24 protein-coding genes are annotated in these 19,179 nt (G+C 63.3%); 5 read left to right on the top strand and 19 right to left on the bottom strand.

Going from position 1 to position 19,179, the window contains the following annotated elements; all coding sequences use genetic code 11:
* Window positions 1-7: 7 nt before the first annotated feature.
* Window positions 8-820: a MetQ/NlpA family ABC transporter substrate-binding protein gene (locus tag HV711_RS25730; RefSeq protein WP_035480613.1), complete on the bottom strand. Its 813-nt coding sequence runs from the start codon at window positions 818-820 to the stop codon at window positions 8-10.
* Window positions 821-1,093: 273 nt separating this feature from the next.
* Between HV711_RS25730 and HV711_RS25725 the strand changes: the two genes are divergently transcribed.
* On the top strand, window positions 1,094-1,384 hold the full coding sequence (locus HV711_RS25725; protein ID WP_035480615.1) for a YciI family protein: 291 nt from the start codon (window positions 1,094-1,096) through the stop codon (window positions 1,382-1,384).
* Between the two features lie 93 nt (window positions 1,385-1,477).
* On the opposite strand, the gene HV711_RS25720 is transcribed toward HV711_RS25725, so the two are convergent.
* The 5 genes from HV711_RS25720 to HV711_RS25700 all read right to left on the bottom strand — a co-directional run bounded on the left by HV711_RS25720 (window position 1,478) and on the right by HV711_RS25700 (window position 5,650).
* Entirely contained in the window at window positions 1,478-2,095 is a 618-nt protein-coding gene (locus HV711_RS25720) for an SCO family protein (protein WP_035480617.1), read from the bottom strand.
* Between the two features lie 5 nt (window positions 2,096-2,100).
* Window positions 2,101-3,006 (bottom strand): heme o synthase, encoded by a 906-nt coding sequence (cyoE, locus tag HV711_RS25715; protein WP_013587020.1) that lies wholly within the window; start codon window positions 3,004-3,006, stop codon window positions 2,101-2,103.
* 6 nt (window positions 3,007-3,012) lie between these two features.
* Window positions 3,013-4,122 carry a COX15/CtaA family protein gene (locus HV711_RS25710; RefSeq protein WP_035480619.1) on the bottom strand — a complete coding sequence of 370 codons (1,110 nt, stop codon included), beginning with the start codon at window positions 4,120-4,122 and terminating at the stop codon, window positions 3,013-3,015.
* A gap of 22 nt (window positions 4,123-4,144) precedes the next feature.
* On the bottom strand, window positions 4,145-4,864 hold the full coding sequence (locus HV711_RS25705; protein ID WP_035480620.1) for an SCO family protein: 720 nt from the start codon (window positions 4,862-4,864) through the stop codon (window positions 4,145-4,147).
* 69 nt (window positions 4,865-4,933) lie between these two features.
* The gene (locus HV711_RS25700) at window positions 4,934-5,650 is read right to left on the bottom strand and encodes an SURF1 family protein (RefSeq protein WP_013587017.1); all 717 of its coding nucleotides are present in this window, start codon (window positions 5,648-5,650) and stop codon (window positions 4,934-4,936) included.
* Between the two features lie 111 nt (window positions 5,651-5,761).
* Here HV711_RS25700 and HV711_RS25695 point away from each other — a divergent pair, with 111 nt between their 5' ends.
* Window positions 5,762-5,971, top strand: coding sequence for a twin transmembrane helix small protein (locus HV711_RS25695; protein WP_013587016.1), 210 nt, complete (start codon window positions 5,762-5,764; stop codon window positions 5,969-5,971).
* Window positions 5,972-6,235: 264 nt separating this feature from the next.
* On the opposite strand, the gene HV711_RS25690 is transcribed toward HV711_RS25695, so the two are convergent.
* The 8 genes from HV711_RS25690 to HV711_RS25655 all read right to left on the bottom strand — a co-directional run bounded on the left by HV711_RS25690 (window position 6,236) and on the right by HV711_RS25655 (window position 13,557).
* A complete protein-coding gene (locus HV711_RS25690; RefSeq protein WP_013587015.1) occupies window positions 6,236-7,093 on the bottom strand; it encodes a cytochrome c oxidase subunit 3 in 858 nt (285 codons plus the stop codon).
* 139 nt (window positions 7,094-7,232) lie between these two features.
* Window positions 7,233-7,442, bottom strand: a complete 210-nt coding sequence (locus tag HV711_RS25685; protein ID WP_013587014.1) for a DUF2970 domain-containing protein — start codon at window positions 7,440-7,442, stop codon at window positions 7,233-7,235.
* Window positions 7,443-7,472: 30 nt separating this feature from the next.
* Window positions 7,473-8,087, bottom strand: a complete 615-nt coding sequence (locus HV711_RS25680; RefSeq protein ID WP_028361607.1) for a cytochrome c oxidase assembly protein — start codon at window positions 8,085-8,087, stop codon at window positions 7,473-7,475.
* Window positions 8,088-8,129: 42 nt separating this feature from the next.
* Complete coding sequence (locus tag HV711_RS33295) at window positions 8,130-8,264, bottom strand: cytochrome oxidase small assembly protein (protein WP_015001523.1); 135 nt, start codon at window positions 8,262-8,264, stop codon at window positions 8,130-8,132.
* A gap of 156 nt (window positions 8,265-8,420) precedes the next feature.
* On the bottom strand, window positions 8,421-10,034 hold the full coding sequence (gene ctaD / locus HV711_RS25670; RefSeq protein ID WP_013587011.1) for a cytochrome c oxidase subunit I: 1,614 nt from the start codon (window positions 10,032-10,034) through the stop codon (window positions 8,421-8,423).
* 43 nt (window positions 10,035-10,077) lie between these two features.
* A complete protein-coding gene (gene coxB / locus HV711_RS25665; protein ID WP_035480621.1) occupies window positions 10,078-11,721 on the bottom strand; it encodes a cytochrome c oxidase subunit II in 1,644 nt (547 codons plus the stop codon).
* A gap of 83 nt (window positions 11,722-11,804) precedes the next feature.
* Window positions 11,805-12,278 carry a DUF2244 domain-containing protein gene (locus HV711_RS25660; protein WP_028361605.1) on the bottom strand — a complete coding sequence of 158 codons (474 nt, stop codon included), beginning with the start codon at window positions 12,276-12,278 and terminating at the stop codon, window positions 11,805-11,807.
* A 313-nt stretch (window positions 12,279-12,591) separates the two neighbouring features.
* A complete protein-coding gene (locus tag HV711_RS25655; RefSeq protein ID WP_028361604.1) occupies window positions 12,592-13,557 on the bottom strand; it encodes a methyltransferase domain-containing protein in 966 nt (321 codons plus the stop codon).
* Between the two features lie 83 nt (window positions 13,558-13,640).
* Here HV711_RS25655 and HV711_RS25650 point away from each other — a divergent pair, with 83 nt between their 5' ends.
* Window positions 13,641-14,426: a ComF family protein gene (locus tag HV711_RS25650; protein WP_035480622.1), complete on the top strand. Its 786-nt coding sequence runs from the start codon at window positions 13,641-13,643 to the stop codon at window positions 14,424-14,426.
* Between the two features lie 19 nt (window positions 14,427-14,445).
* A complete protein-coding gene (trmL, locus tag HV711_RS25645) occupies window positions 14,446-14,916 on the top strand; it encodes a tRNA (uridine(34)/cytosine(34)/5-carboxymethylaminomethyluridine(34)-2'-O)-methyltransferase TrmL (protein ID WP_035480623.1) in 471 nt (156 codons plus the stop codon).
* Here trmL and HV711_RS25640 read toward each other — a convergent pair.
* From HV711_RS25640 to HV711_RS25620, 5 genes are all read right to left on the bottom strand, one after another.
* Window positions 14,889-15,437, bottom strand: coding sequence for an O-acetyl-ADP-ribose deacetylase (locus HV711_RS25640; RefSeq protein ID WP_013587005.1), 549 nt, complete (start codon window positions 15,435-15,437; stop codon window positions 14,889-14,891). The genes trmL and HV711_RS25640 overlap by 28 nt on opposite strands.
* Before the next feature lie 115 nt (window positions 15,438-15,552).
* Entirely contained in the window at window positions 15,553-16,551 is a 999-nt protein-coding gene (locus HV711_RS25635; protein ID WP_035480624.1) for an NAD(P)H-dependent glycerol-3-phosphate dehydrogenase, read from the bottom strand.
* 21 nt (window positions 16,552-16,572) lie between these two features.
* Entirely contained in the window at window positions 16,573-17,046 is a 474-nt protein-coding gene (gene secB, locus HV711_RS25630) for a protein-export chaperone SecB (RefSeq protein ID WP_028361600.1), read from the bottom strand.
* Window positions 17,047-17,200: 154 nt separating this feature from the next.
* Window positions 17,201-17,461: a glutaredoxin 3 gene (gene grxC, locus HV711_RS25625; RefSeq protein ID WP_006048078.1), complete on the bottom strand. Its 261-nt coding sequence runs from the start codon at window positions 17,459-17,461 to the stop codon at window positions 17,201-17,203.
* Entirely contained in the window at window positions 17,458-17,883 is a 426-nt protein-coding gene (locus HV711_RS25620) for a rhodanese-like domain-containing protein (protein ID WP_013587002.1), read from the bottom strand. The genes grxC and HV711_RS25620 overlap by 4 nt, the downstream gene beginning before the upstream one ends.
* Window positions 17,884-18,018: 135 nt before the next feature.
* Between HV711_RS25620 and gpmA the strand changes: the two genes are divergently transcribed.
* Entirely contained in the window at window positions 18,019-18,765 is a 747-nt protein-coding gene (gpmA, locus tag HV711_RS25615; protein ID WP_035480625.1) for a 2,3-diphosphoglycerate-dependent phosphoglycerate mutase, read from the top strand.
* The last annotated feature ends 414 nt before the right edge of the window (window positions 18,766-19,179 follow it).

The raw sequence follows: 19,179 nt of genomic DNA, 5'->3' as shown, positions 1-19,179 counted from the left end.
GCCTTCGTCAGAACGACGGCACCACCGAGCCCTTGAACTGCGTCTTGATGAACTGGCGCACGTCTTCGGACTGATACGCGGCAACCAGCTTCTTCACCCACGGCTTGTCCTTGTCCTGCGTGCGGACCGCGATCAGGTTCGCGTACGGGCTGTGAATGTCCTCGAGCGCGATGGTGTCTTTGGTCGGCTGCAGACCGGCGGCGAGCGCGAAGTTCGTGTTGATTGCGGCGGCGTCGACATCGGCGAGCGAGCGCGGCAATTGCGCGGCGTCGAGTTCGACGAGCTTGATCTTCTTCGGATTGTCGGCGACGTCGAGCGCCGTCGCGTTGTTGCCGTTCGTGCCCGCGCCCGCCTTCAGCTTGATCACGCCCTGCGCTTGCAGCAGCAACAGTGCGCGGTTCTCGTTCGACGGATCGTTCGGCACCGCGACCTTCGCGCCTTGCGGCAGATCCTTCACCGACTTCAGCTTCTTCGAGTAGATGCCGAGCGGCGAAATGTACGTGAGACCGGCGCTCACAATCTTGTAGCCGCGCTGCTTGACCTGGCTGTCCAGATACGGCTGATGCTGGAAGCTGTTGGCGTCGAGGTCGCCCGCGTCGAGCGCGGCGTTCGGCTGCACGTAGTCGTTGAATTCGACGACCTTCACGTTGAGGCCCTCGCGCCTGGCCACTTTCGTGACGACTTCCCAGATCTGCGCGTCCGGGCCGCTGATGGTCCCGACCTTGATGACCTTGTCGCCGGCATGTGCGCCGAAGCTGGTGACAATCGCCGCGCCGGCGATCACTGCTGAGAGGGCTTTGAGGATGTTTCTGCGCTGCATGTAATTCTCGCTGTTTCTGATCGGAGCCGTTCGCAAACGGACCCGGGTGATAGCCGGAAGCACACGCTCACGACACACGCGTCACCGCGCAACGACAGCGGCGCCTCCAGCCGGACCGTAAATCGTCTCACAGGCTGCGCAAGATGGGAAATACCGCAATGGCATATGAGTATGCGACGCGCTCTGACACCACTGCACCGCGCGGTGGCAGATAATCCGGAGTCTTGCCGCGAGTTTTCGCGGCCTCTTCATTGCTCCCGAGGACGCTCATCCATGTATGTCATCAACCTGATCTACACCGCACCGCTCGAACGGATCGACGACGCGCTCGAAGCGCATCGCGCGTTCCTGGCAAGGCAGTTCGAGGCGGGGGTATTCGTGGCCGCCGGGCCGAAGGTGCCGCGCGACGGCGGCATCATTCTGGCGGTGCGCATCGAGCGCGACAGGCTCGACGCGATCCTCGCAAGCGACCCGTTCGCCGTGCAGAATCTCGCGCGTTATGAGGTGACGGAATTCAAGACCACGCGACTCGCGCCGGGCCTGAATCTGCCGATACCGGTTTGAGGTTGTCGCGGGAAGATGTGCCTGGGGTGACGCGGCGGTGTCGCGGCGGTGGACGCGGTTCCGACTTGCTTTGGACGCGGCCTCGTCGCCGCGTCAGTCGAGCAGCAGCTTGATGTCGTGCACCCACGGCGCGGCGCCTTGGCCGTCGCGCGCGAACAGGCGCAGCTTGCCGTCGGTATCGAACACGTAGCTCGCCGCGGTGTGGTCCATCGTGTAGCTGTCAGGCGTCTTGCCGGGTACCTTCGCGTAGTAGACGCGGAAGTCCTTCGTCACCTTCTTGAGCTCGGCCTCGTCGGCGGGCCGCAAACCCACGAAGGTCGGATTGAACGCCGGCACATATTGCGCGAGCAGCGGTGCGGTATCGCGCTCCGGGTCGACGGTGACGAACAGCACCTGCACGCGCTTCGCATCTTCGGGGCCGAGTTGCTGCAGCGCCTGCGAGAGCTCGGCCATGGTGGTCGGGCACACATCCGGGCAATGCGTATAGCCGAAGAACAGCACGACCACCTTGCCCTTGTAGTCCGCCATGGTGCGGACCTTGCCGGACGTGTCCGGCAGCGAGAAGTTGCTGCCGAATTGCGTGTTGCCCGTAATGTCGAGATTCTGGAAGGCCGGCTGCTCTTTACCGCAGCCGCCAACCAACAACGCGCCGCCGAGCGCGCAAGCAATCACAGCAGCGCGCGCCGCGCGCCCGAAGCGGGTAGAGAGCATGGGTATTACGCGCCGATCACAACGCGCACATAGTGGTCGATCAGCAGCGCGGCGAACAGCAGCGACAGGTAGACGATCGAATAACGGAAGGTTCGGCGCGCCAGATCGTCCGAATACTCGAGGTAGATCTTCCACGCATACGCGAGAAACACGGCGCCCAGCAAGACCGCCGCGGCAAGGTAGACCACGCCGCTCATGCCGGAGATGAACGGCATCATGGTGACGGCGAACAGGATCACCGTGTAAAGCAGAATGTGCAGCCGCGTGTATTTTTCGCCATGCGTGTTGGGCAGCATGGGCAGGCCGGCGTTTTCATAGTCTTTGCGCCGATACAGCGCGAGCGCCCAGAAATGCGGCGGCGTCCACACGAAGATGATCAACACGAGAATCCACGCGTCGCCGGGAACATGGCCCGTCACGGCGGCCCAGCCGAGCGCCGGCGGCATGGCGCCCGAGGCGCCGCCGATCACGATGTTCTGCGGCGTGGCAGGCTTCAGCAGCAGCGTATAGATCACCGCGTAGCCGACGAAGGTGGCGAGCGTGAGCCACATGGTCAGCGGATTCGCAAAGGTGTAGAGCGTCCACATGCCGAGGCCGCCGAGCACGGCCGAAAACAGCAGTATCTGCGCAGTGGTAATTTCGCCGCGCGCCGACGGACGCCACGAAGTGCGGCGCATCTTCGCGTCGATCTTCTGTTCGACGAGACAATTGATGGCAAACGCCGCGCCGGCCAACAGCCAGATGCCGACGGTGCCGCCGATCAGAACGGTCCACGGCACCATGCCCGGCGTCGACAGAAACATGCCGATGACGGCGCAGAACACGGCGAGTTGCGTGACGCGCGGCTTGGTCAGGGCGATGTACTGGGACATCCGGCTGCCGGGCGTTTGGGAGAGTGTTGTGCTGTCCATGTGGAGTCACGCTGGCGCGGCATCGCGCGCAGGCAACACGGCGCGGCCGGGACGGCTATAAGCGATTCGAAAGTTTAACATAACGAGCAAAAGCAGCAGGACCGCGGCGCCGCCGTTATGCGCTACCGCAACAGGCAGCGGCCATTGCAGCACGATGTTCGACAGCCCGGTGACGAACTGGATCAGCACGACCAGCAAGACGCCGTTCGCGGGACGCCGCAGCGACTCGAAGCGGCGCAGCTTCCACGCAAACCACACCAGGTAGACAATCACCACGAACGCAAATGTGCGATGCGTCCAGTGGATGGCGACGAGCGCATCTTGCGTGATCATGTCGCCGTCGCCCGTCATGCCGAGCGCGCGCCACAGGTGGAAGCCGTGCGTGAAATCCATTGGCGGAACCCATTGTCCGTTGCACGTGGGGAAATCCGTGCATGCGAGCACAGCATAATTCGTGCTGACCCAGCCGCCCAACGCGATCTGCGCAACCAGCAGCACGAGACCGGCGAGCGCCGCGGCGCGCCAGCGCGCGGCCTCCGGTTCATAGGCGGGCAGCGGCGTTTGCCGCGCGGCGAGCCAGCCGAGCGTGCCGAGCAGCGCGAGACCGAGCAGCAGATGTGTCGTCACGATGACCGGCTGCAGCTTCATCGTCACGGTCCACGCGCCGAATGCGCCTTGCACGAGAATCAGCAGCAGCAGCGAAGTCGGCCACCACGGCGACACGTGCAGCGGGCGGCGCTTGATGCGCGCGACCCACGCAATGATCGTCTGGGCGATGATCAGCACGCCGATCGCCATGGCGAAATAGCGGTGGATCATCTCGATCCAGGCCTTCGTCATGCTGACGGGGCCGGTCGGCATGGCCTGATGCGCCGCGGTGATGGCCGCGTGCGCGATGAACGGCGACGACGTGCCGTAGCAGCCGGGCCAGTCCGGACAGCCGAGCCCCGAATCCGTGAGACGCGTGAAGCCGCCGAACATCACGAGGTCGAGTGTGAGAAAAGTGGTGAGCCAGACAAGCTTGCGGAATTTGTTGTCGTCGGCCTTGACCCACACGTAGGACAGCGGCAACAACGCGATACACAAGCCGATCAGGCCTAATTGCAGAACGAACATCTTCTTTACCCTGGTGACGGCGTCAGCCGATGCGCGACCACTTCAGCAGCTTGGTCAGGTCGCCCTTGATCTTGCTCGGGTTCGGGTCTTTCGGGAAACGCATCATCAGATTGCCGTTCGGATCGACCAGATAGAGGTGGTCGGAAATCTGGGTGCCCTGGTCGACGGGCAGCCACGCCGAGACCTGCGCCGGATCGGCGACCAGCATGTCGGTGTCGGGGTACGCCTTTTGTATCACGTCCGCGACGTTGCCCGCATCGGTGCGCAGCCACACTTCCACGACGCGCTCGCGTTCCGCGCCCTGTGCCGCGCGGATTTGCCGCATGAAGTAGAGCTTGGTGGCGCAGGCTTTGTCGCAGGCGCTGCTGTCGACGGAGATCATCAGCCAGTGGCCGCGCAGTGAGGCGAGCTTGAGCGGCTTGCCGTTTTCGCCCGTGACGACGAGCGAATCCGGAATCGGCCGTTGCGGTTCGACGAGCGTGCCGTAGCTCGTGGTGCCGCCCGTCGGCTTGACCACGTAGTACATGAAGTACGAGATGGCGATCGGCGCACCGCAGACAATCGCCACCAGCAGCAGCATCCAGCGGCCGCGTTGCCACGAGCCGCGGCCGTTGGGCTGGCCGGGCATTGGCTTCGCTGCGGCGGGTTGGGCGGCGTTGGCCTGCGCGGCGGCCGGTTGGGCGGCGGCGGGTTGGGCAGCGGAATTGCCGGACTGCGGCGAACGGGGAGATTGCGTGGACACTACCTGACCTCTTTCAATGATTGTTCTGCCGGCGCGGGATTCGCGTGAAGCCGCGCGCAGCACTGCGCATTACACGCCGGGCGCATGCTCTTTTCTCGCCGCGCGGCGCGCCGCGTACAGGCCAAAGGCGAGCGCCGCAGCCGCCATGCCCCACCACTGGAACATGTAACCATAATTGCGCTCGACGCCGCTGGTTGGCGCGGGCCAATCGCGCACGAGCTTGTCGCCGTCGTCGCTCAATTGCTGGATCACGAACGATTGCAAAGGCAATCCGGTCTCCGCGGCGTAGGCGGCGACGTCGAGATTCTGGCGAATCAGCTGATGCGCGGCCGACCCGCCCTGCCCGAGCTCGTAGGCGCGCGTCGCATCCGCGCGCGCAATGCCTTCGATTTCAATCTCGCCCGGCGGCGTGACGTACGGCGCGATCGTTTCGCGATTGCTCATATTGCGCGGCAACCAGCCGCGGTTCACCAGCACGTACCCGCCGTCGGCGAGTTTAAAAGGCATCACGACGTAAAAGCCCGGCTGATCGTTATACGGACGATTATCGAGATACACGACCTTGTCCGCGACGAACGTGCCGCGCGCTTTGACGCGATGGAATTCGATGTCCTTCAAGGCCACGGGCGCGCCGGTGACGGGCTGCGCGGGCGCATTCTCAAATTGCGTGATGCGCGCCTCGAGCGCCTCCTTCTGATGCGCGCGCTCGCGCTGCCAGAAACCGAGCCGCACGGTCACCACGACGACGAAGAGGATCAACAACGCCGGAACGAGCCGGATTTTCATCGACCGCACTCCCGCACTGCGTTGATCCCCGCGAGAGACGCGGGGCAAACGCCGGCTCGCGGTGAGATAATGACTATGTTGCCTTCGCGCTTTTTCGTTTCAGCAGGTTCCATGCACATTCTCGTTCCCATTGCCTTTGCACTGATCATCGCCAGCATGGTGTCGGCGCTGTACTTCATGATGCATGACAAGGGCAAAACCAAACGGATGGTCTGGTCGCTCGCCACGCGAGTCGGACTGTCGATCTCGCTGTTCCTCTTCATCCTGTTCGCCTACTGGATGGGCTGGATTCAGTCTACCGGCATTCCGTACGGGCGCTGAGTCCGGAATTAGAGCTCTCTTGCGCCAAAGCAAAACGCCGCCCTGACAGGGTCGAGGGCGGCGCTGCATCCAATTCTGCGTATTTGCTGCGGACGTTCCGCCCGCTGCTTCGCTCACTGCTTGTGAACTGCTCGCGACCTGCCCAACGACGGCCCGTCGCCTTGCGCGTCGACCGCTTCTTTGGCAACGCGCGCCGCGAACAGCTTACGCAACAGGCCGCCCGCGCACGATCCGCAAGAGCAGCCGGCGCGCAGGCCGGCCTTCTTACAGCCAGTACACGACGACGTACAGCCCGAGCCAGACCACGTCCACGAAGTGCCAGTACCAGGCTGCACCTTCGAACGCGAAGTGGTGATCCGCTGTGAAATGGCCGCGGATCATGCGCACCAGCACCACTGCCAGCATCGTGCCGCCGAGGAACACGTGGAAACCGTGAAAGCCGGTCAGCAGGAAGAACGTCGAGCCATACACGCCTGAAGCCAGCGTCAGGTTCAGTTCGTTGTACGCGTGAAAATATTCGAAGCCTTGCAGGAACAGGAAGCAGACGCCGAGCACCAGCGTAGCCGCCAGCCACACAATCGCCTTCTTGCGATGATTTTCACGCAGAGCGTGGTGCGAGACCGTGAGCGTCGCGCCCGACGACAGCAGCAGCGCCGTATTGATAGTCGGCACGGGCCACGGCGTCATTGACTTGAAGGTCGACACTAGCGAAGCCGGACCGTTGTTCGGCCACACCGCCGAAAAATCCGGCCAGATCAGCTTGTAGTCGAGGCTGGCCAGTTCATGCAGCGCAATGGCGCGTGCATAGAACAGCGCGCCGAAGAAAGCGCCGAAGAACATGACCTCGGAGAAGATGAACCAGCTCATGCTCCAACGGTACGACTTGTCGACGTTCTTGCCGTACATGCCGCCTTCGGATTCCGCAATGGCGTCGCCGAACCAGTGCCACAGCGTAAAGAGCAGCCACAACAGACCGACGACCACGCCGATCGGCGCCAGTTCATGTTCGTTGATCCAGGCCGCCAGCGATCCGAGCATGATCAGCAAGCCAACCGCGGCGCTGATCGGATGCCGCGACGGATGCGGTACGAAATAGTACGGGCTCTCGTTTTGACCGCTCATTCTTGATTCTCCACTTCAGTCCAGTTGTTCCGGAAACTCCGGCTGCATCTTCGACGGCGCGTGTGTACCGCACCGCTTCACTCTAATTCGTGGGCGCCGCGCGCCCGGTCCTGCATCGTGCCCGCGCCGTGCCGGCGTCTCAGCCGACCACCGCCCGGACCACCAGAATCAGCACGCCGATGAAAATCGCCGTGCTGATCAGCGCCGCGATAATCACATGCAGCGGATTGAGCTGCGTGGCGTCGCTTTCCAGATCGCGCCGCTTGCGCACCCCGAAAAACGACCAGAACACCGCCCGCATCGACTGGCCAAAGCTGCTTTTGCGCGGGCCGCCGCTGTTATCGCTCATTGTTGTCTTCCTTCGCCCGGGCTTTGGCCATCAGGCGGGATTGGCGGCCGTGGCCGCCGTCTCAGCCGGAAGCGCCGCGCTTCCGACCTTTGCCGTTGCCGGCGTGTTCAACTCGAAGAACGTGTACGACAACGTGATCGTTTTCACATCCTTCGGCAGCTTGGGATCGACGACAAAAACCACCGGCATGCGCCTCGTCTCGTTCGCCTTCAACGTCTGCTGCGTAAAGCAAAAACATTCGATCTTCTTGAAGTACTCGGTCGCCTGCTTCGGCGCGTAGCTCGGAATGGCTTGTGCCTGAATCGTGCGCGCCTGTTCGTTGCTGACCTCGTACATCACCGTCGTCACTTCGCCCGGGTGCACGTCCAGACTGTGCTGCTCGGGCTTGAAACCGAGCGGGCCGCGCGCGTTCGCATCAAATTCGATCGAAATCGTGCGGCTCATGTCGACCTGCGTATTCTTCGCCTCGCGCGCCGTCGCATCGCGCTGCACGAGGTTGTTGATGCCGGTGATCTGGCAGATCGCGCGGTACATGGGCACCAGCGCGAAACCGAAACCGAACATCATCAACGCGACGACGAACAGCTTGATCAGCATCGAACGGTTAAAAGAGCGATCGGCCTGAGCCGGCGGCTGCGTCGACATCTCAATCCTCAACAAACTGCAAACCCGGGCTACCCGTTCCCGTCAGGAAAACCAACCCTGGTTGACGATGACGGCGGCGAAAAAAACCGCTGCGATAGCAAGCAGCACGAGACCTAACCGCCTGTTGCTCGCGCGAATCTGCTCCGGCGTACGTCTTTCCTGTGGATTGCGCGTCATGCTCACGTTTCTGAATACCGTTTGTGCTGCTCTTTTTACTGCTCTGCTCACTGCGGCCATTACAGCCATTTCACAGCGCTCGCCGCTTTCGCGGCTGCCCGGTTCGGAAGCGGCACTGCTGCCGCCGCCGGAACCGGTCAACGCGCCCAACGACGATTACTCGACGGTCGGCGGATGTTCGAACGTGTGGAACGGGGCCGGGCTCGGCACGGTCCATTCGAGGCCCGTTGCGCCGTCCCACGGTTTGTCGCTCGCCTTTTCGTGATCGCCGCCGCCGCGATAAGCGGGCAATGCAACCGCGAACAGGAAGTACACCTGTGCGAGACCGAAACCGAACGCGCCGATCGAGATGACCTGGTTCCAGTCGGTGAACTGCGCCGGATAGTCGGCGTAACGACGCGGCATGCCGGCGAGACCGACGAAGTGCATCGGCAGAAACGCGAGGTTGAAGAAGAACAGCGACGCCCAGAAGTGGATCTTGCCGCGCGTTTCGTTGTACATCCAGCCGGTCCACTTCGGCGCCCAGTAATACCAGCCGGAGAAAAGCGCGAACAGCGAACCCGCCACCAGCACGTAGTGGAAGTGCGCCACCACGAAGTAGGTACCGTGATACTGGATGTCGAGCGGCGCCATCGCGAGCATGAGACCCGACAGACCGCCGAACGTGAACACGATCAGGAAGCCCACCGCGAACAGCATCGGCGTTTCGAACGAGAGCGAACCGCGCCACATGGTGGCGACCCAGTTGAACACTTTCACGCCCGTCGGCACGGCGATCAGCATGGTCGCGTACATGAAGAACAGCTGGCCCGTGACCGGCATGCCGGTGGCGAACATGTGGTGCGCCCAGACCATGAACGACAGAATCGCGATCGACGACGTGGCGTACACCATTGAGCTATAGCCGAACAGCGGCTTGCGCGAGAACGCCGGAATGACCTGCGACACGATCCCGAACGCCGGCAAGATCATGATGTACACCTCGGGGTGCCCGAAGAACCAGAAGATGTGCTGGTACATGACCGGGTCGCCGCCGCCTGCCGCGTTGAAGAACGACGTGCCGAAGTGACGATCGAACAGCACCATGGTGATCGCGCCAGCCAGAACCGGCATCACGGCGATCAGCAGGTACGCGGTGATGAGCCACGTCCAGACGAACATCGGCATCTTCATGAGCGTGAGGCCCGGCGCGCGCATGTTCAGGATCGTCACGACGATGTTGATCCCGCCCATGATCGACGACGCACCCATCAAGTGGACCGCGAAAATCGCGAAGTCCATGCCCGGGCCCATCTGCGTGGAGAGCGGCGCGTAGAGCGTCCAGCCCGCGGCGGTCGCGCCGCCCGGCGAGAAGAACGAACCGACGAGGAGAACAGCCGCCACCGGCAGAAGCCAGAAGCTGAAGTTGTTCATACGGGCGAAGGCCATGTCCGATGCGCCGATCTGCAGCGGCACCATCCAGTTCGCGAAGCCGACGAAGGCCGGCATGATCGCGCCGAACACCATGATGAGGCCGTGCATGGTGGTCAACTGGTTGAAGAACTCGGGGCGCATGATCTGCAGGCCCGGCTCGAACAGCTCGGCACGGATCATCAACGCCATCACGCCTCCGGAGAGGAACATGGTGAACGAGAAGATCAGGTACAGCGTACCGATGTCCTTGTGGTTGGTTGCGAACAGCCAACGACGCCAGCCGTGCGGCGTTTCGTGGGCATGGTCGCCGTGCACGTGCTCGTGGCCCGCGACTACATCGTGTCCGATGCTAGACATGACAATCTCCTAAAGCGAATACTGCGGTGCTGACCATGACATGTCAGGCAGCCGGGCTTGCAGCCGCGCTGATCTGAACACGGCGCGCTTCTTTTGCGTCGCTGCCGCCCGTGATCGTTTCCGGCTTCTTCAAAATAATGTGGTCTTCGGCGATGCCGGCTGCTTTCAACGCGTCGCGCACGGCTTCCGCGCGGCTCTTCGCGAGCTTCGCGTTGGTGCCGGCGGAACCGGTGGCGTCGGTGAAGCCCGACAGGGCGAACTTCGCGTCCGGATGCGCCTTCGCATAGGCCGCAGCGGCCTCGACTGCCGCTTTGGCGTCGGCCGGCAGCGTGCTCTTGCCAGTTTCGAAATAGATGCTGGCCGGCAGTGCCGCTGCGCCTTCCGAACCCGCCGCGGCGGCTTGCGCACTCGACGCTTCAGAAGCCGCCCCGCCCGATGCGGCTTGCGCGCCCGATGCATCGGACACCGGCGCGCCGGCGTCGGCGAGATGGTTGCCGCCTTCCGGCAGCTTGCCGTTACGCGCGTCCGCGACCTGCTTCGGCTGGAGAATGTCGCCCGTGTGGTTGCCCCACGAGTTGCGCTCGAACGTGACGACCGAAGCGATTTCCACATCGTTCAACGTAGGCGCCCACGAAGGCATGGCGTTCTTGCCCTTCAGCACGAGGCTGACGTGCTCGGCGATCGGACCGTTGGCGATCTTGCTGCCGTCGAGCGCTGGGAACGCACCTGCGCCCTTACCCGTGGGCTGATGGCAGACCGCGCAGTTCGCTGCGTAGACCTTGCCGCCGCGCTCCATCAGTTCGGCCATCGTGTACGTCTTGTTCGGGTCGTCCTGACCCGCGGCCATTTTCTTCTTCTGCGCGTCGACCCACTTCGCGTAGTCGTCGGTGGACAGCACTTCGACCACGACCGGCATGAACGCGTGTTCCTTGCCGCACAGTTCGGTACAGAAGCCGCGGAACGTGCCGACCTTCTCCGCCTTGAACCACGTGTCGCGCACGAAGCCCGGAATCGCGTCCTGCTTCACGCCGAACGCCGGCACGTACCAGGAGTGCACCACGTCGTTCGCAGTGGTGATGATGCGGATTTTCTTGCCGACCGGCACGACGAGCGGATTGTCGACTTCCTGCAGATACGTAGTGGAAATCGGCTGACGACCGTCGGTTTCAGCACGCGGCGTGGCGAGCGTGGAGAGGAAGCTGATGCCCTCGCCCGGACCCTTCACGTAGTCGTAGCCCCACTTCCACTGATAGCCGGTGACCTTGATGGTGACGTCGGCATTGGTGGTGTCTTTCATCGCGACGACCGTCTTGGTGGCGGGCAGCGCCATCAACACGACGATGACGAACGGCACGATCGTCCAGATGATTTCGACGGTGGTGCTTTCGTGGAAGTTCGAAGCCTTGTGCCCTTTCGATTTGCGGTGCGCAAAGATCGAATAGAACATCACAGCGAACACGCCGACGAAAATCACCGTGCACAGAATCAGCATCAGCGTGTGGAGGCTGTAGAGCTCCTCAGCGATTTTCGTCGCAGGCGGCTGGAGATTGATCTCGTTGACGGCGGGGCCGCCCGGAACATCGCCCACTGCCAGGGCGGCACCGGCGAAAAGCAGTCCGCTCATCGCCAGCACGCCCATGAGCGCTCGCTTGATTGTTTTCATAGCTTCCTTACCCAAAATTTCCATTCAAACCCTCGACCCCGCTGGCCCGCCGACCCCGCTAGCCCGCCCGCTCACCGCTGCCGCGAATGCCGCATGCCCCGGCGCGTCTAACACCGCGCGAGCCACATACGCAATTCGCCGGCGAACTGCGCGCGCCGGTGCTGCGCGAGGTGCTGCCCGATCATGATCGTCTCGCCGCGCGAGATCAGCCTGATCTGATCACGCGGTGTTGCGCCAGCCTCGATCCGCACCCAGCGCGGATTGAACTCGAACTGCGTGACCTGCTCGGCACTCACCTGTTCGATCACGAGCCGGTTCGGAAACAGCCGGATGCGTTCGTAATCCACAGCATGGCGCGCATAAATGGCAAACGCGACGCCCACTGCCAGCAATTCAATACCGGTGAACGGCAACACCAGCCAGGCGCCGACCAGAACCAGCATGAAAGCAATTGCCAACGAGAACAACGCAAGCGACACGTAGAAACAGACGAACTGCCGCGGCGACATGGAGCAGTTGCGCTTCATCGTCCAGTCTTTCAGGACCGGTTCAGAATCCGCCAGCAGATCAGATGCTTCCATCGCTGCCTCCCGCCGATCGTCCCAAAGGCCGCCGGGGACGCTCCAACTGCGCCAGACCACGGCCTCTTGTTCCGGCCGCCTGACCGCTACCGCGCCAACGCTTGCTGCGGCCCAGTGCCTCGGGCCTGCCGCCCCAAATGTGGGAACTCCGGGCGACAAACTGACGCATTATAGGCGCGATCCATAGCATCCACAAGCAAGCCCCGGCTGCCCCACAAGCCAGGCGCGACAAGCCTCCGCGCCGTTTTGCCGCACCTTTTGCAGGTGTTTGGAAACGGTAATTTCAGACATAACAGATGTCTTCTTTACCGCTTCAGCGATTCCTTGGCGAACCTCGTCCAATATCCTCGATCCGCACAATGCCATGCCCTTCTGCCGTCGTGCGCGGCACGGCTTTCCATGCGTGTCCGTAGATCACCTCGAAGGTCAGCGCGATAGTGCCGTCGCCGCGCCGGCGCGCTTGTAGTGCGGCCAGCAATGCCTTGTGCAACCGGCGTGCCGCCGCGCCCGAAGACGGTTCGCGCTCGAACGGATACGCGCCCCAACGGCGCACGTCCGCGAGCAGCGATTCCGGCGATTTATAAGTGATGGTGAGCGTCTCCTGGTCCATCACGGGAATCTCGAAGCCGCTTTCCACGAGCATGTCACCGAGATCGTGCATGTCGACGAAATCGATCACGTGCTTGCGCGAGGCGATGCCGTGCGCCGCTTCCACTTCAGCGTAGGCGCCGCGCAACTCCTTCAGCGTGTCTGGGCCGAGCGTGCTGAACATCAGGAGCCCGTTCACCTTCAGCACGCGCTGCCATTCCGGGAACACAAGGTCGGGCCGCGAGTGCCAGTGAAGCGCGAGATTGGACCAGATGAATTCGAACGCGCCCGCCGCGAAGGGCAGCGCGGCGAAGTCGGCTTGCGCGAAGCGCGGACCGCGCGCGCCCAGCGCCTTGCCGAGCGTGGCCGGCAGGAAGCGGCGCCAGCTCGTGTCGCCGGAATCGTGGCGCAGCGCGCGCGTGAGCATGCCGCGCGACAGATCCGTGCCGAACACCGGCGCTTCAGGAAAACGCTCGCGCAGAGCGGGAATATCTTCGCCCGCACCGCAACCCGCGTCGAGCACGCTCGCCGGGGCGACCTTGATGTAATCGAGACGCTCGCGCATGCGCTGCGAAATTTCGCGCGGCAGAAAGGCGACGTCGTCGAAAGTCGCGGCACGGCGGTCGAAAATCCGCCGCAGGCGCCGGGAGTCATAGGCCGGACGGCCGGATTGAGGGGGCGTTGGGGACATGGGTGTCGTACTGGCGTGGAGCCCGAAGTATACTCGTTCGCTTCCTTCGATTCAGCGCCGAAGGCCCGAGCGGCCGTCCCCGTATGTCACTCCGAGCCCATTTCCAGTCGTCACGAAGCGGCCTCGCGCGATTCGCGCGCGGCCTGGAATCGGCATGGCCGCGCACGTTGCAGGCGGTACTGCCGAATGCCTGCAATTTGTGCGGCAATTTGTCGCATAACCCGCTGTGCACCTTTTGCGACGAATCCTATTGGAATGACGGCGCTTTGCGATGCGACGTATGCGCCGTTCCGTTGCCTGTCACATTCCGAGGGCGCCGTGCGTCATATCGCTGTGCAGACTGCATCGCCGAAAAGCCGCCGTTCGACGCGACCTTTGCGCTCGCCGACTACGGCGCGCCGCTCGACACGCTCGCGGTCGCCCTGAAGTTTCGTGCGCAGCTCATGCTGGCGCGTGAGTTCGCGCGGCGCCTCGCGCGTCTCGCAGAAGATGCCTGGCAAGACCCGTCCGAGTGTCCAGACGTGATCGCACCGGTGCCGCTTGCGAGTCGCCGCCTGATCGAGCGCGGTTATAACCAGGCCTGGCAGATCGCCCGGCCTTTGGCTCGTGCATTGCGTGTACCCGCTGACGCGACGCTGCTGCGCCGGGTCATCGAAACCGCGCCGCAGTCGCGGCTCGACCTCGATGCGCGCCGAATGAATGTGGGGCGCGCGTTCGAGGTTGCCCGACGCGTCGAAGGGCAGCACATCGGCATTGTCGACGACGTCATGACGACCGGCGCAACGCTCGAAGCGCTGGCTCGCACATTAAAGGCAGCGGGCGCGCGCCGGGTCACGAACTTCGTCGCGCTGCGCACACCGAAAAACTAGTTTTTACCTGGCTACTGTTATGTTCAATGTCGTTCTCGTCGAACCGGAAATTCCGCCGAACACCGGCAACGTCATCCGCCTGTGCGCAAACACGGGGGCGCGTCTGCATCTGATCGAGCCGCTCGGCTTTCCGCTCGACGACGCCAAGCTGCGCCGCGCCGGCCTCGACTATCACGAGTACGCGCAAATGAATGTGCATGCGAACTGGGCTGCGTTCATCGCGAAGGAGTCGCCCGAGCCATCGCGCATGTTCGCGTTCACCACGCGGGGCTCGGGCCGCTTTCACGACCACGCGTTCGCCGCCGGCGACTGGTTCGTGTTCGGTGCCGAAACGCGTGGCCTGTCGGACTCGGTCCTTGAGCAATTCGGCAGCGAAGAGCGCGTGCGGCTGCCCATGCGTCCCGGCAACCGCAGCCTGAATCTATCCAATACCGTCGCAATTGTGGTGTTCGAAGCGTGGCGTCAGATGGGCTTCGAGGGTGGCGCCTGACGGCCTCTCAATTCAGTGCGGTAGCGCTCGAACATCGCGTGGTCGAAACAGGCAAAGATCACGCTTTGTAGCTGCGGCATGCGCGGCAGGTTTTCGAGTACCGTGTCGATCGCGATGCGAACCGCCTCGTCGGCTGGAAAACGGTAGATGCCGCAACTAATTGCCGGGAACGCAATGCTCGCGCAATTCACCTCGCGCGCCACCTCCAGCGAGCGCTGGTAGCACGAAGCGAGCAGGTCGGGCTCGCCGTGCGTGCCGCCGCGCCATACGGGGCCGACCGCGTGGATCACATATCGCGCTGGCAAACGGTGGCCGCGCGTGAGTTTGGCATCGCCGGTCGCGCAGCCGCCAAGCGTTTCGCATTCGCGCAGCAACTCCCGGCCGGCCGCGCGATGAATCGCACCGTCCACACCGCCGCCGCCGAGCAACGAAGTATTGGCCGCGTTGACGATGGCATCCACATCAAGCGTCGTGATGTCGGCCACGCGCGCTTCCAGCGTGCAACGATCGATAGTGAGCATGTGAACCTCGCTGACCCAGGAGTCAATACACAATGGACAGCGAGAGCAGGCAGCCGTTCAGCGTTTTGCACGCCGAACGACTGATTGGAACGACGGAAAAAAAGCGCAATGGGGCCTATTCGGCCTTGGAGTCGCGTCGCAGCAAGGCGCTGACGGCGTCGCGCGCGGCCACGCCGTCGAACAGCACGGCACAGACCGCCTGGGTGATCGGCATGTCGATTGCATGAGCGCGCGCAATGGCGAGCACGGCCTGCGCGCAGCGCACGCCCTCGGCCACATGCCCGAGGCCGCTCAGAATATCGGCGAGCGAACGACCCGCGGCGAGCTGCACGCCAACGGTCCGGTTGCGCGACAGGTCGCCGGTGGCAGTCAGAATCAGATCGCCGAGCCCCGTCAAACCGGTGAACGTCTCGGCACGTCCTCCCAATGTCACGCCGAGGCGGGACATTTCGGCGAGCCCGCGCGTGATCAATGCTGCACGCGCATTCAGGCCGAGACCCAGACCGTCGGCAATGCCTGTTGCGATGGCCAGCACGTTCTTCACCGCGCCGCCCACTTCCACGCCGATCACATCGTCGCCGGTGTAAATGCGCATCGCGCCGTGATGGAACGCAGCCACCGTTCGCTCACGGCAGGCCGCTGAAGCGCTCGCGATAGTCAGCGCGACCGGCAAGCCCTGGCCGACTTCGCGCGCGAAGCTCGGACCCGACAGCACGCCATTGCTGCCGTGCTGCGGCAGTTCCGCGGCGACCACCTGATGCGGCAGCAGCTGCGAGTCCGCCTCAAAGCCCTTGCACAGCCAGACGACATGCGCCGGAACCTTGCCGGCATCGCGCATCGACTGGATCAAACTGCGCAGTCCGGCCACAGGCGTCGCAACGACGCATAACGCCTCGTCGGCGAGCGCGTGGTCGAGCGCTGCGTTCAGGTCCGCCTCGTAGCGAAGCGCCGCGGGCAAAGCAACGCCCGCCAGATAGCGGGCGTTTTCATGTGACGCGGACAGATCGGCAACAAGCACGGAATCGCGCGCCCACAACACGGTGTCGTGCCGAACGGCCAGATGGCCGGCGAGGGCTGTGCCCCATGCGCCGGCTCCGAGGACAGCAACCTTCATGGCCGGCACTGCCTCTGACACTTAATGCGTGACGCCGTTTTGCGCCGTGGCGCCGTCCTGGCCGCTCATTTGCGCGAGACGTTGCTCGTAGAGCGCCTGGAAGTTGATTTCGGCGAGGTGGATCGGCGGGAAGCCCGCGCGCGTGATCGCGTCTGCAATGTTCGAGCGCAGGTACGGGAACAGAATGGTCGGGCACGCAATGCCGACGAGCGGATCGATCTGCTCAGCCGGGATGTTGCGGATATCGAAAATGCCGGCCTGCTTTGCTTCGATCAGGAACGCAACCTTGTCCGACACCTTGGCCGTCACGGTGCCGGTCACGAGGATTTCGAACACGGTTTCCGCGAGGCGCTCCGCCTTCACGTCGACTTCCACTTCGACCGACGGCATATCCTGCTCGAGGAAAATGGCCGGCGAATTGGGCTGCTCGAGCGACATGTCCTTCAGATAGATACGCTGGATGTTGAAGAACGGCTGGTTATTATCGTCGGACATGATGGTGTGATTCCCTGATAGATATGCGTAGCGGCGGCCCACGGGTTCCATGGGCCGCCAGATCGTTGCGGCGCACCGCCGGCTCCGGTGAGGAGCAACGATGCGCCGGCTTGTGTTTCACCCGCCGGGACACGCGCGCAAGATGCGCGCGAACTCAGGCGGCTTCGAGCAGAGGCGTCAGACCGCCCGCGCGATCGAGCGCGGAAAGGTCGTCGTACCCGCCGACATGCTTCTCGCCGATGAACACCTGTGGCACCGTGCGACGACCGGTCCTGGTCATCATTTCCTCACGACGGGCCGGGTCCTTGTCGATCAGTACTTTTTCGATATTCTCGACGCCGCGCGACTTTAAAAGACGTTCGGCCATCTGGCAATACGGGCACACCTGCGTGCTGTACATGATCACTTTGTTCACTTGGCTACTCCTTGTTTCACAACCGGCATACCGGCTTTCTGCCAGGCGTCGACACCGCCTTCCAGAACGTGGACTTCCGCATATCCGGCGTCCTGCACGATACGCGCTGCCTTGTTCGACTGCTGGCCGGTCTGGCACACCAGCAGCACGGGGTTGTTCTTATTCTTCACCAGTTGCGCGACCTTTGCTTGCAACTCGGCAAATTCAAGATGCCGCGCCGCGGGCAGATGGCCGCGGGCGAAGTCCGCCGACGGACGCAGGTCGATGACGGCCGCATTGCGCCGGTTGATCAACTGCGTGGCTTCGGCTGCCGACAGGCCGCCGCGGCCGCGCCGGCTGATGGTCGGCCACAGCAGCAACCCACCGGAGATGAGGACGATTGCGATCAGGACAAGGTTTGTGTAATCAGTGAAAAACTTCACGGAAGATCCGCCGAAAAGAGAGAAATCGGAAAGGGCAATCCCGCCATTATAAAATAACCGTCTGACGCGATGGCGGCGCTCCCCGGCGGGCGCTTCGCACGCTTTACCGCTTCCTTACTACCGACCGGCAATCTTATGTACAAACTCGTTCTCATCCGCCACGGCGAATCGACGTGGAACAAGGAAAACCGCTTCACGGGCTGGGTCGACGTCGACCTCACCGAGCAGGGCAACCGCGAAGCGCAGCAGGCGGGCTTGCTGCTGAAGGAATCCGGCTACACGTTCGACATCGCGTACACGTCCGTGCTGCGCCGCGCGATCCGCACGCTGTGGCACGTGCAGGACCAGATGGACCAGATGTACATCCCCGTCGTCCATTCGTGGCGTCTGAACGAGCGCCACTACGGCGCGCTGTCGGGCCTCAACAAGGCGGAAACGGCGGCGAAATTCGGCGACGAACAGGTGCTCGTCTGGCGCCGCAGCTACGACACGCCACCGCCGGCGCTCGAGCCGACCGACGAACGCGCGCCCTACGACGACCCGCGCTACGCCAAGGTGCCGCGCGAACAGCTGCCGCTCACCGAGTGCCTGAAAGATACCGTCGCACGCGTGCTGCCGCTGTGGAACGAGTCGATCGCACCGGCCATCAAGTCGGGCCGCAAGGTGGTGATCGCCGCGCACGGCAACTCGATCCGCGCGCTGGTGAAGTATCTGGACAACATCTCGGATAGCGGCATCGTCGGGCTCAACATTCCGAACGGCGTACCGCTCGTCTATGAGCTGGACGAGAATCTCAAGCCCATCCAGCACTACTATCTCGGCGATCAGGACGCCATCGCGAAGGCGCAGGCTGCGGTTGCCAAGCAAGGCAAGGCGGGCTGATTGCGGCGCAGCGCAGTGACGGGCGCCTGCCCACGCCAGATTTCCTGGCCGTCCCTGCAACCGCTGCTTGCTCGCGTTTGTTCGTCCTTGTGCGGGCTTGATGGATGAACAGGCGCATTCGCGGGCATCTTTGTTAAAGAAGGTGGCCGCGAAGCTCGCGGTGAACGCGGCGAGGGCGGCGAACGCGCGCCCGGCAACCCACCCAGCCGCCAAAGCGCTCCTCCGCAGAGCATTCCCGCCCACCGCCATCCATTGTTACCGCACATTACTTCGCCGCCGGGCGCACGGTCCGCCGAACCCGGCACGCTCCGCGCTGTCGAACCTCGATTACCGGCGCCGCGCCCTCTGTGGGCGGGTGTGCAGTTATACTTGTCCGTCCCCATCTCTATCGACGCTGCCACGCGCTTCCGACCG

It is taken from the genome of Paraburkholderia phenoliruptrix, from assembly GCF_902859825.1.
Lineage (GTDB): Bacteria > Pseudomonadota > Gammaproteobacteria > Burkholderiales > Burkholderiaceae > Paraburkholderia > Paraburkholderia phenoliruptrix.
The sequence above is the reverse complement of the archived record's forward strand: the minus strand, read 5'-3'. Positions and strand labels throughout refer to the sequence as shown.

What these genes read in the sequence shown, in the direction of transcription:
- HV711_RS25730 (WP_035480613.1), bottom strand. Translation starts at nt 820, where the DNA reads ATGCAGCGCAGAAACATCCTCAAAGCCCTCTCAGCAGTGATCGCCGGC.
- HV711_RS25725 (WP_035480615.1), top strand. Translation starts at nt 1,094, where the DNA reads ATGTATGTCATCAACCTGATCTACACCGCACCGCTCGAACGGATCGAC.
- HV711_RS25720 (WP_035480617.1), bottom strand. Translation starts at nt 2,095, where the DNA reads ATGCTCTCTACCCGCTTCGGGCGCGCGGCGCGCGCTGCTGTGATTGCT.
- cyoE (WP_013587020.1), bottom strand. Translation starts at nt 3,006, where the DNA reads ATGGACAGCACAACACTCTCCCAAACGCCCGGCAGCCGGATGTCCCAG.
- HV711_RS25710 (WP_035480619.1), bottom strand. Translation starts at nt 4,122, where the DNA reads ATGTTCGTTCTGCAATTAGGCCTGATCGGCTTGTGTATCGCGTTGTTG.
- HV711_RS25700 (WP_013587017.1), bottom strand. Translation starts at nt 5,650, where the DNA reads ATGAAAATCCGGCTCGTTCCGGCGTTGTTGATCCTCTTCGTCGTCGTG.
- HV711_RS25695 (WP_013587016.1), top strand. Translation starts at nt 5,762, where the DNA reads ATGCACATTCTCGTTCCCATTGCCTTTGCACTGATCATCGCCAGCATG.
- HV711_RS25690 (WP_013587015.1), bottom strand. Translation starts at nt 7,093, where the DNA reads ATGAGCGGTCAAAACGAGAGCCCGTACTATTTCGTACCGCATCCGTCG.
- HV711_RS25685 (WP_013587014.1), bottom strand. Translation starts at nt 7,442, where the DNA reads ATGAGCGATAACAGCGGCGGCCCGCGCAAAAGCAGCTTTGGCCAGTCG.
- HV711_RS25680 (WP_028361607.1), bottom strand. Translation starts at nt 8,087, where the DNA reads ATGTCGACGCAGCCGCCGGCTCAGGCCGATCGCTCTTTTAACCGTTCG.
- HV711_RS33295 (WP_015001523.1), bottom strand. Translation starts at nt 8,264, where the DNA reads ATGACGCGCAATCCACAGGAAAGACGTACGCCGGAGCAGATTCGCGCG.
- ctaD (WP_013587011.1), bottom strand. Translation starts at nt 10,034, where the DNA reads ATGTCTAGCATCGGACACGATGTAGTCGCGGGCCACGAGCACGTGCAC.
- coxB (WP_035480621.1), bottom strand. Translation starts at nt 11,721, where the DNA reads ATGGAAATTTTGGGTAAGGAAGCTATGAAAACAATCAAGCGAGCGCTC.
- HV711_RS25660 (WP_028361605.1), bottom strand. Translation starts at nt 12,278, where the DNA reads ATGGAAGCATCTGATCTGCTGGCGGATTCTGAACCGGTCCTGAAAGAC.
- HV711_RS25655 (WP_028361604.1), bottom strand. Translation starts at nt 13,557, where the DNA reads ATGTCCCCAACGCCCCCTCAATCCGGCCGTCCGGCCTATGACTCCCGG.
- HV711_RS25650 (WP_035480622.1), top strand. Translation starts at nt 13,641, where the DNA reads ATGTCACTCCGAGCCCATTTCCAGTCGTCACGAAGCGGCCTCGCGCGA.
- trmL (WP_035480623.1), top strand. Translation starts at nt 14,446, where the DNA reads ATGTTCAATGTCGTTCTCGTCGAACCGGAAATTCCGCCGAACACCGGC.
- HV711_RS25640 (WP_013587005.1), bottom strand. Translation starts at nt 15,437, where the DNA reads ATGCTCACTATCGATCGTTGCACGCTGGAAGCGCGCGTGGCCGACATC.
- HV711_RS25635 (WP_035480624.1), bottom strand. Translation starts at nt 16,551, where the DNA reads ATGAAGGTTGCTGTCCTCGGAGCCGGCGCATGGGGCACAGCCCTCGCC.
- secB (WP_028361600.1), bottom strand. Translation starts at nt 17,046, where the DNA reads ATGTCCGACGATAATAACCAGCCGTTCTTCAACATCCAGCGTATCTAT.
- gpmA (WP_035480625.1), top strand. Translation starts at nt 18,019, where the DNA reads ATGTACAAACTCGTTCTCATCCGCCACGGCGAATCGACGTGGAACAAG.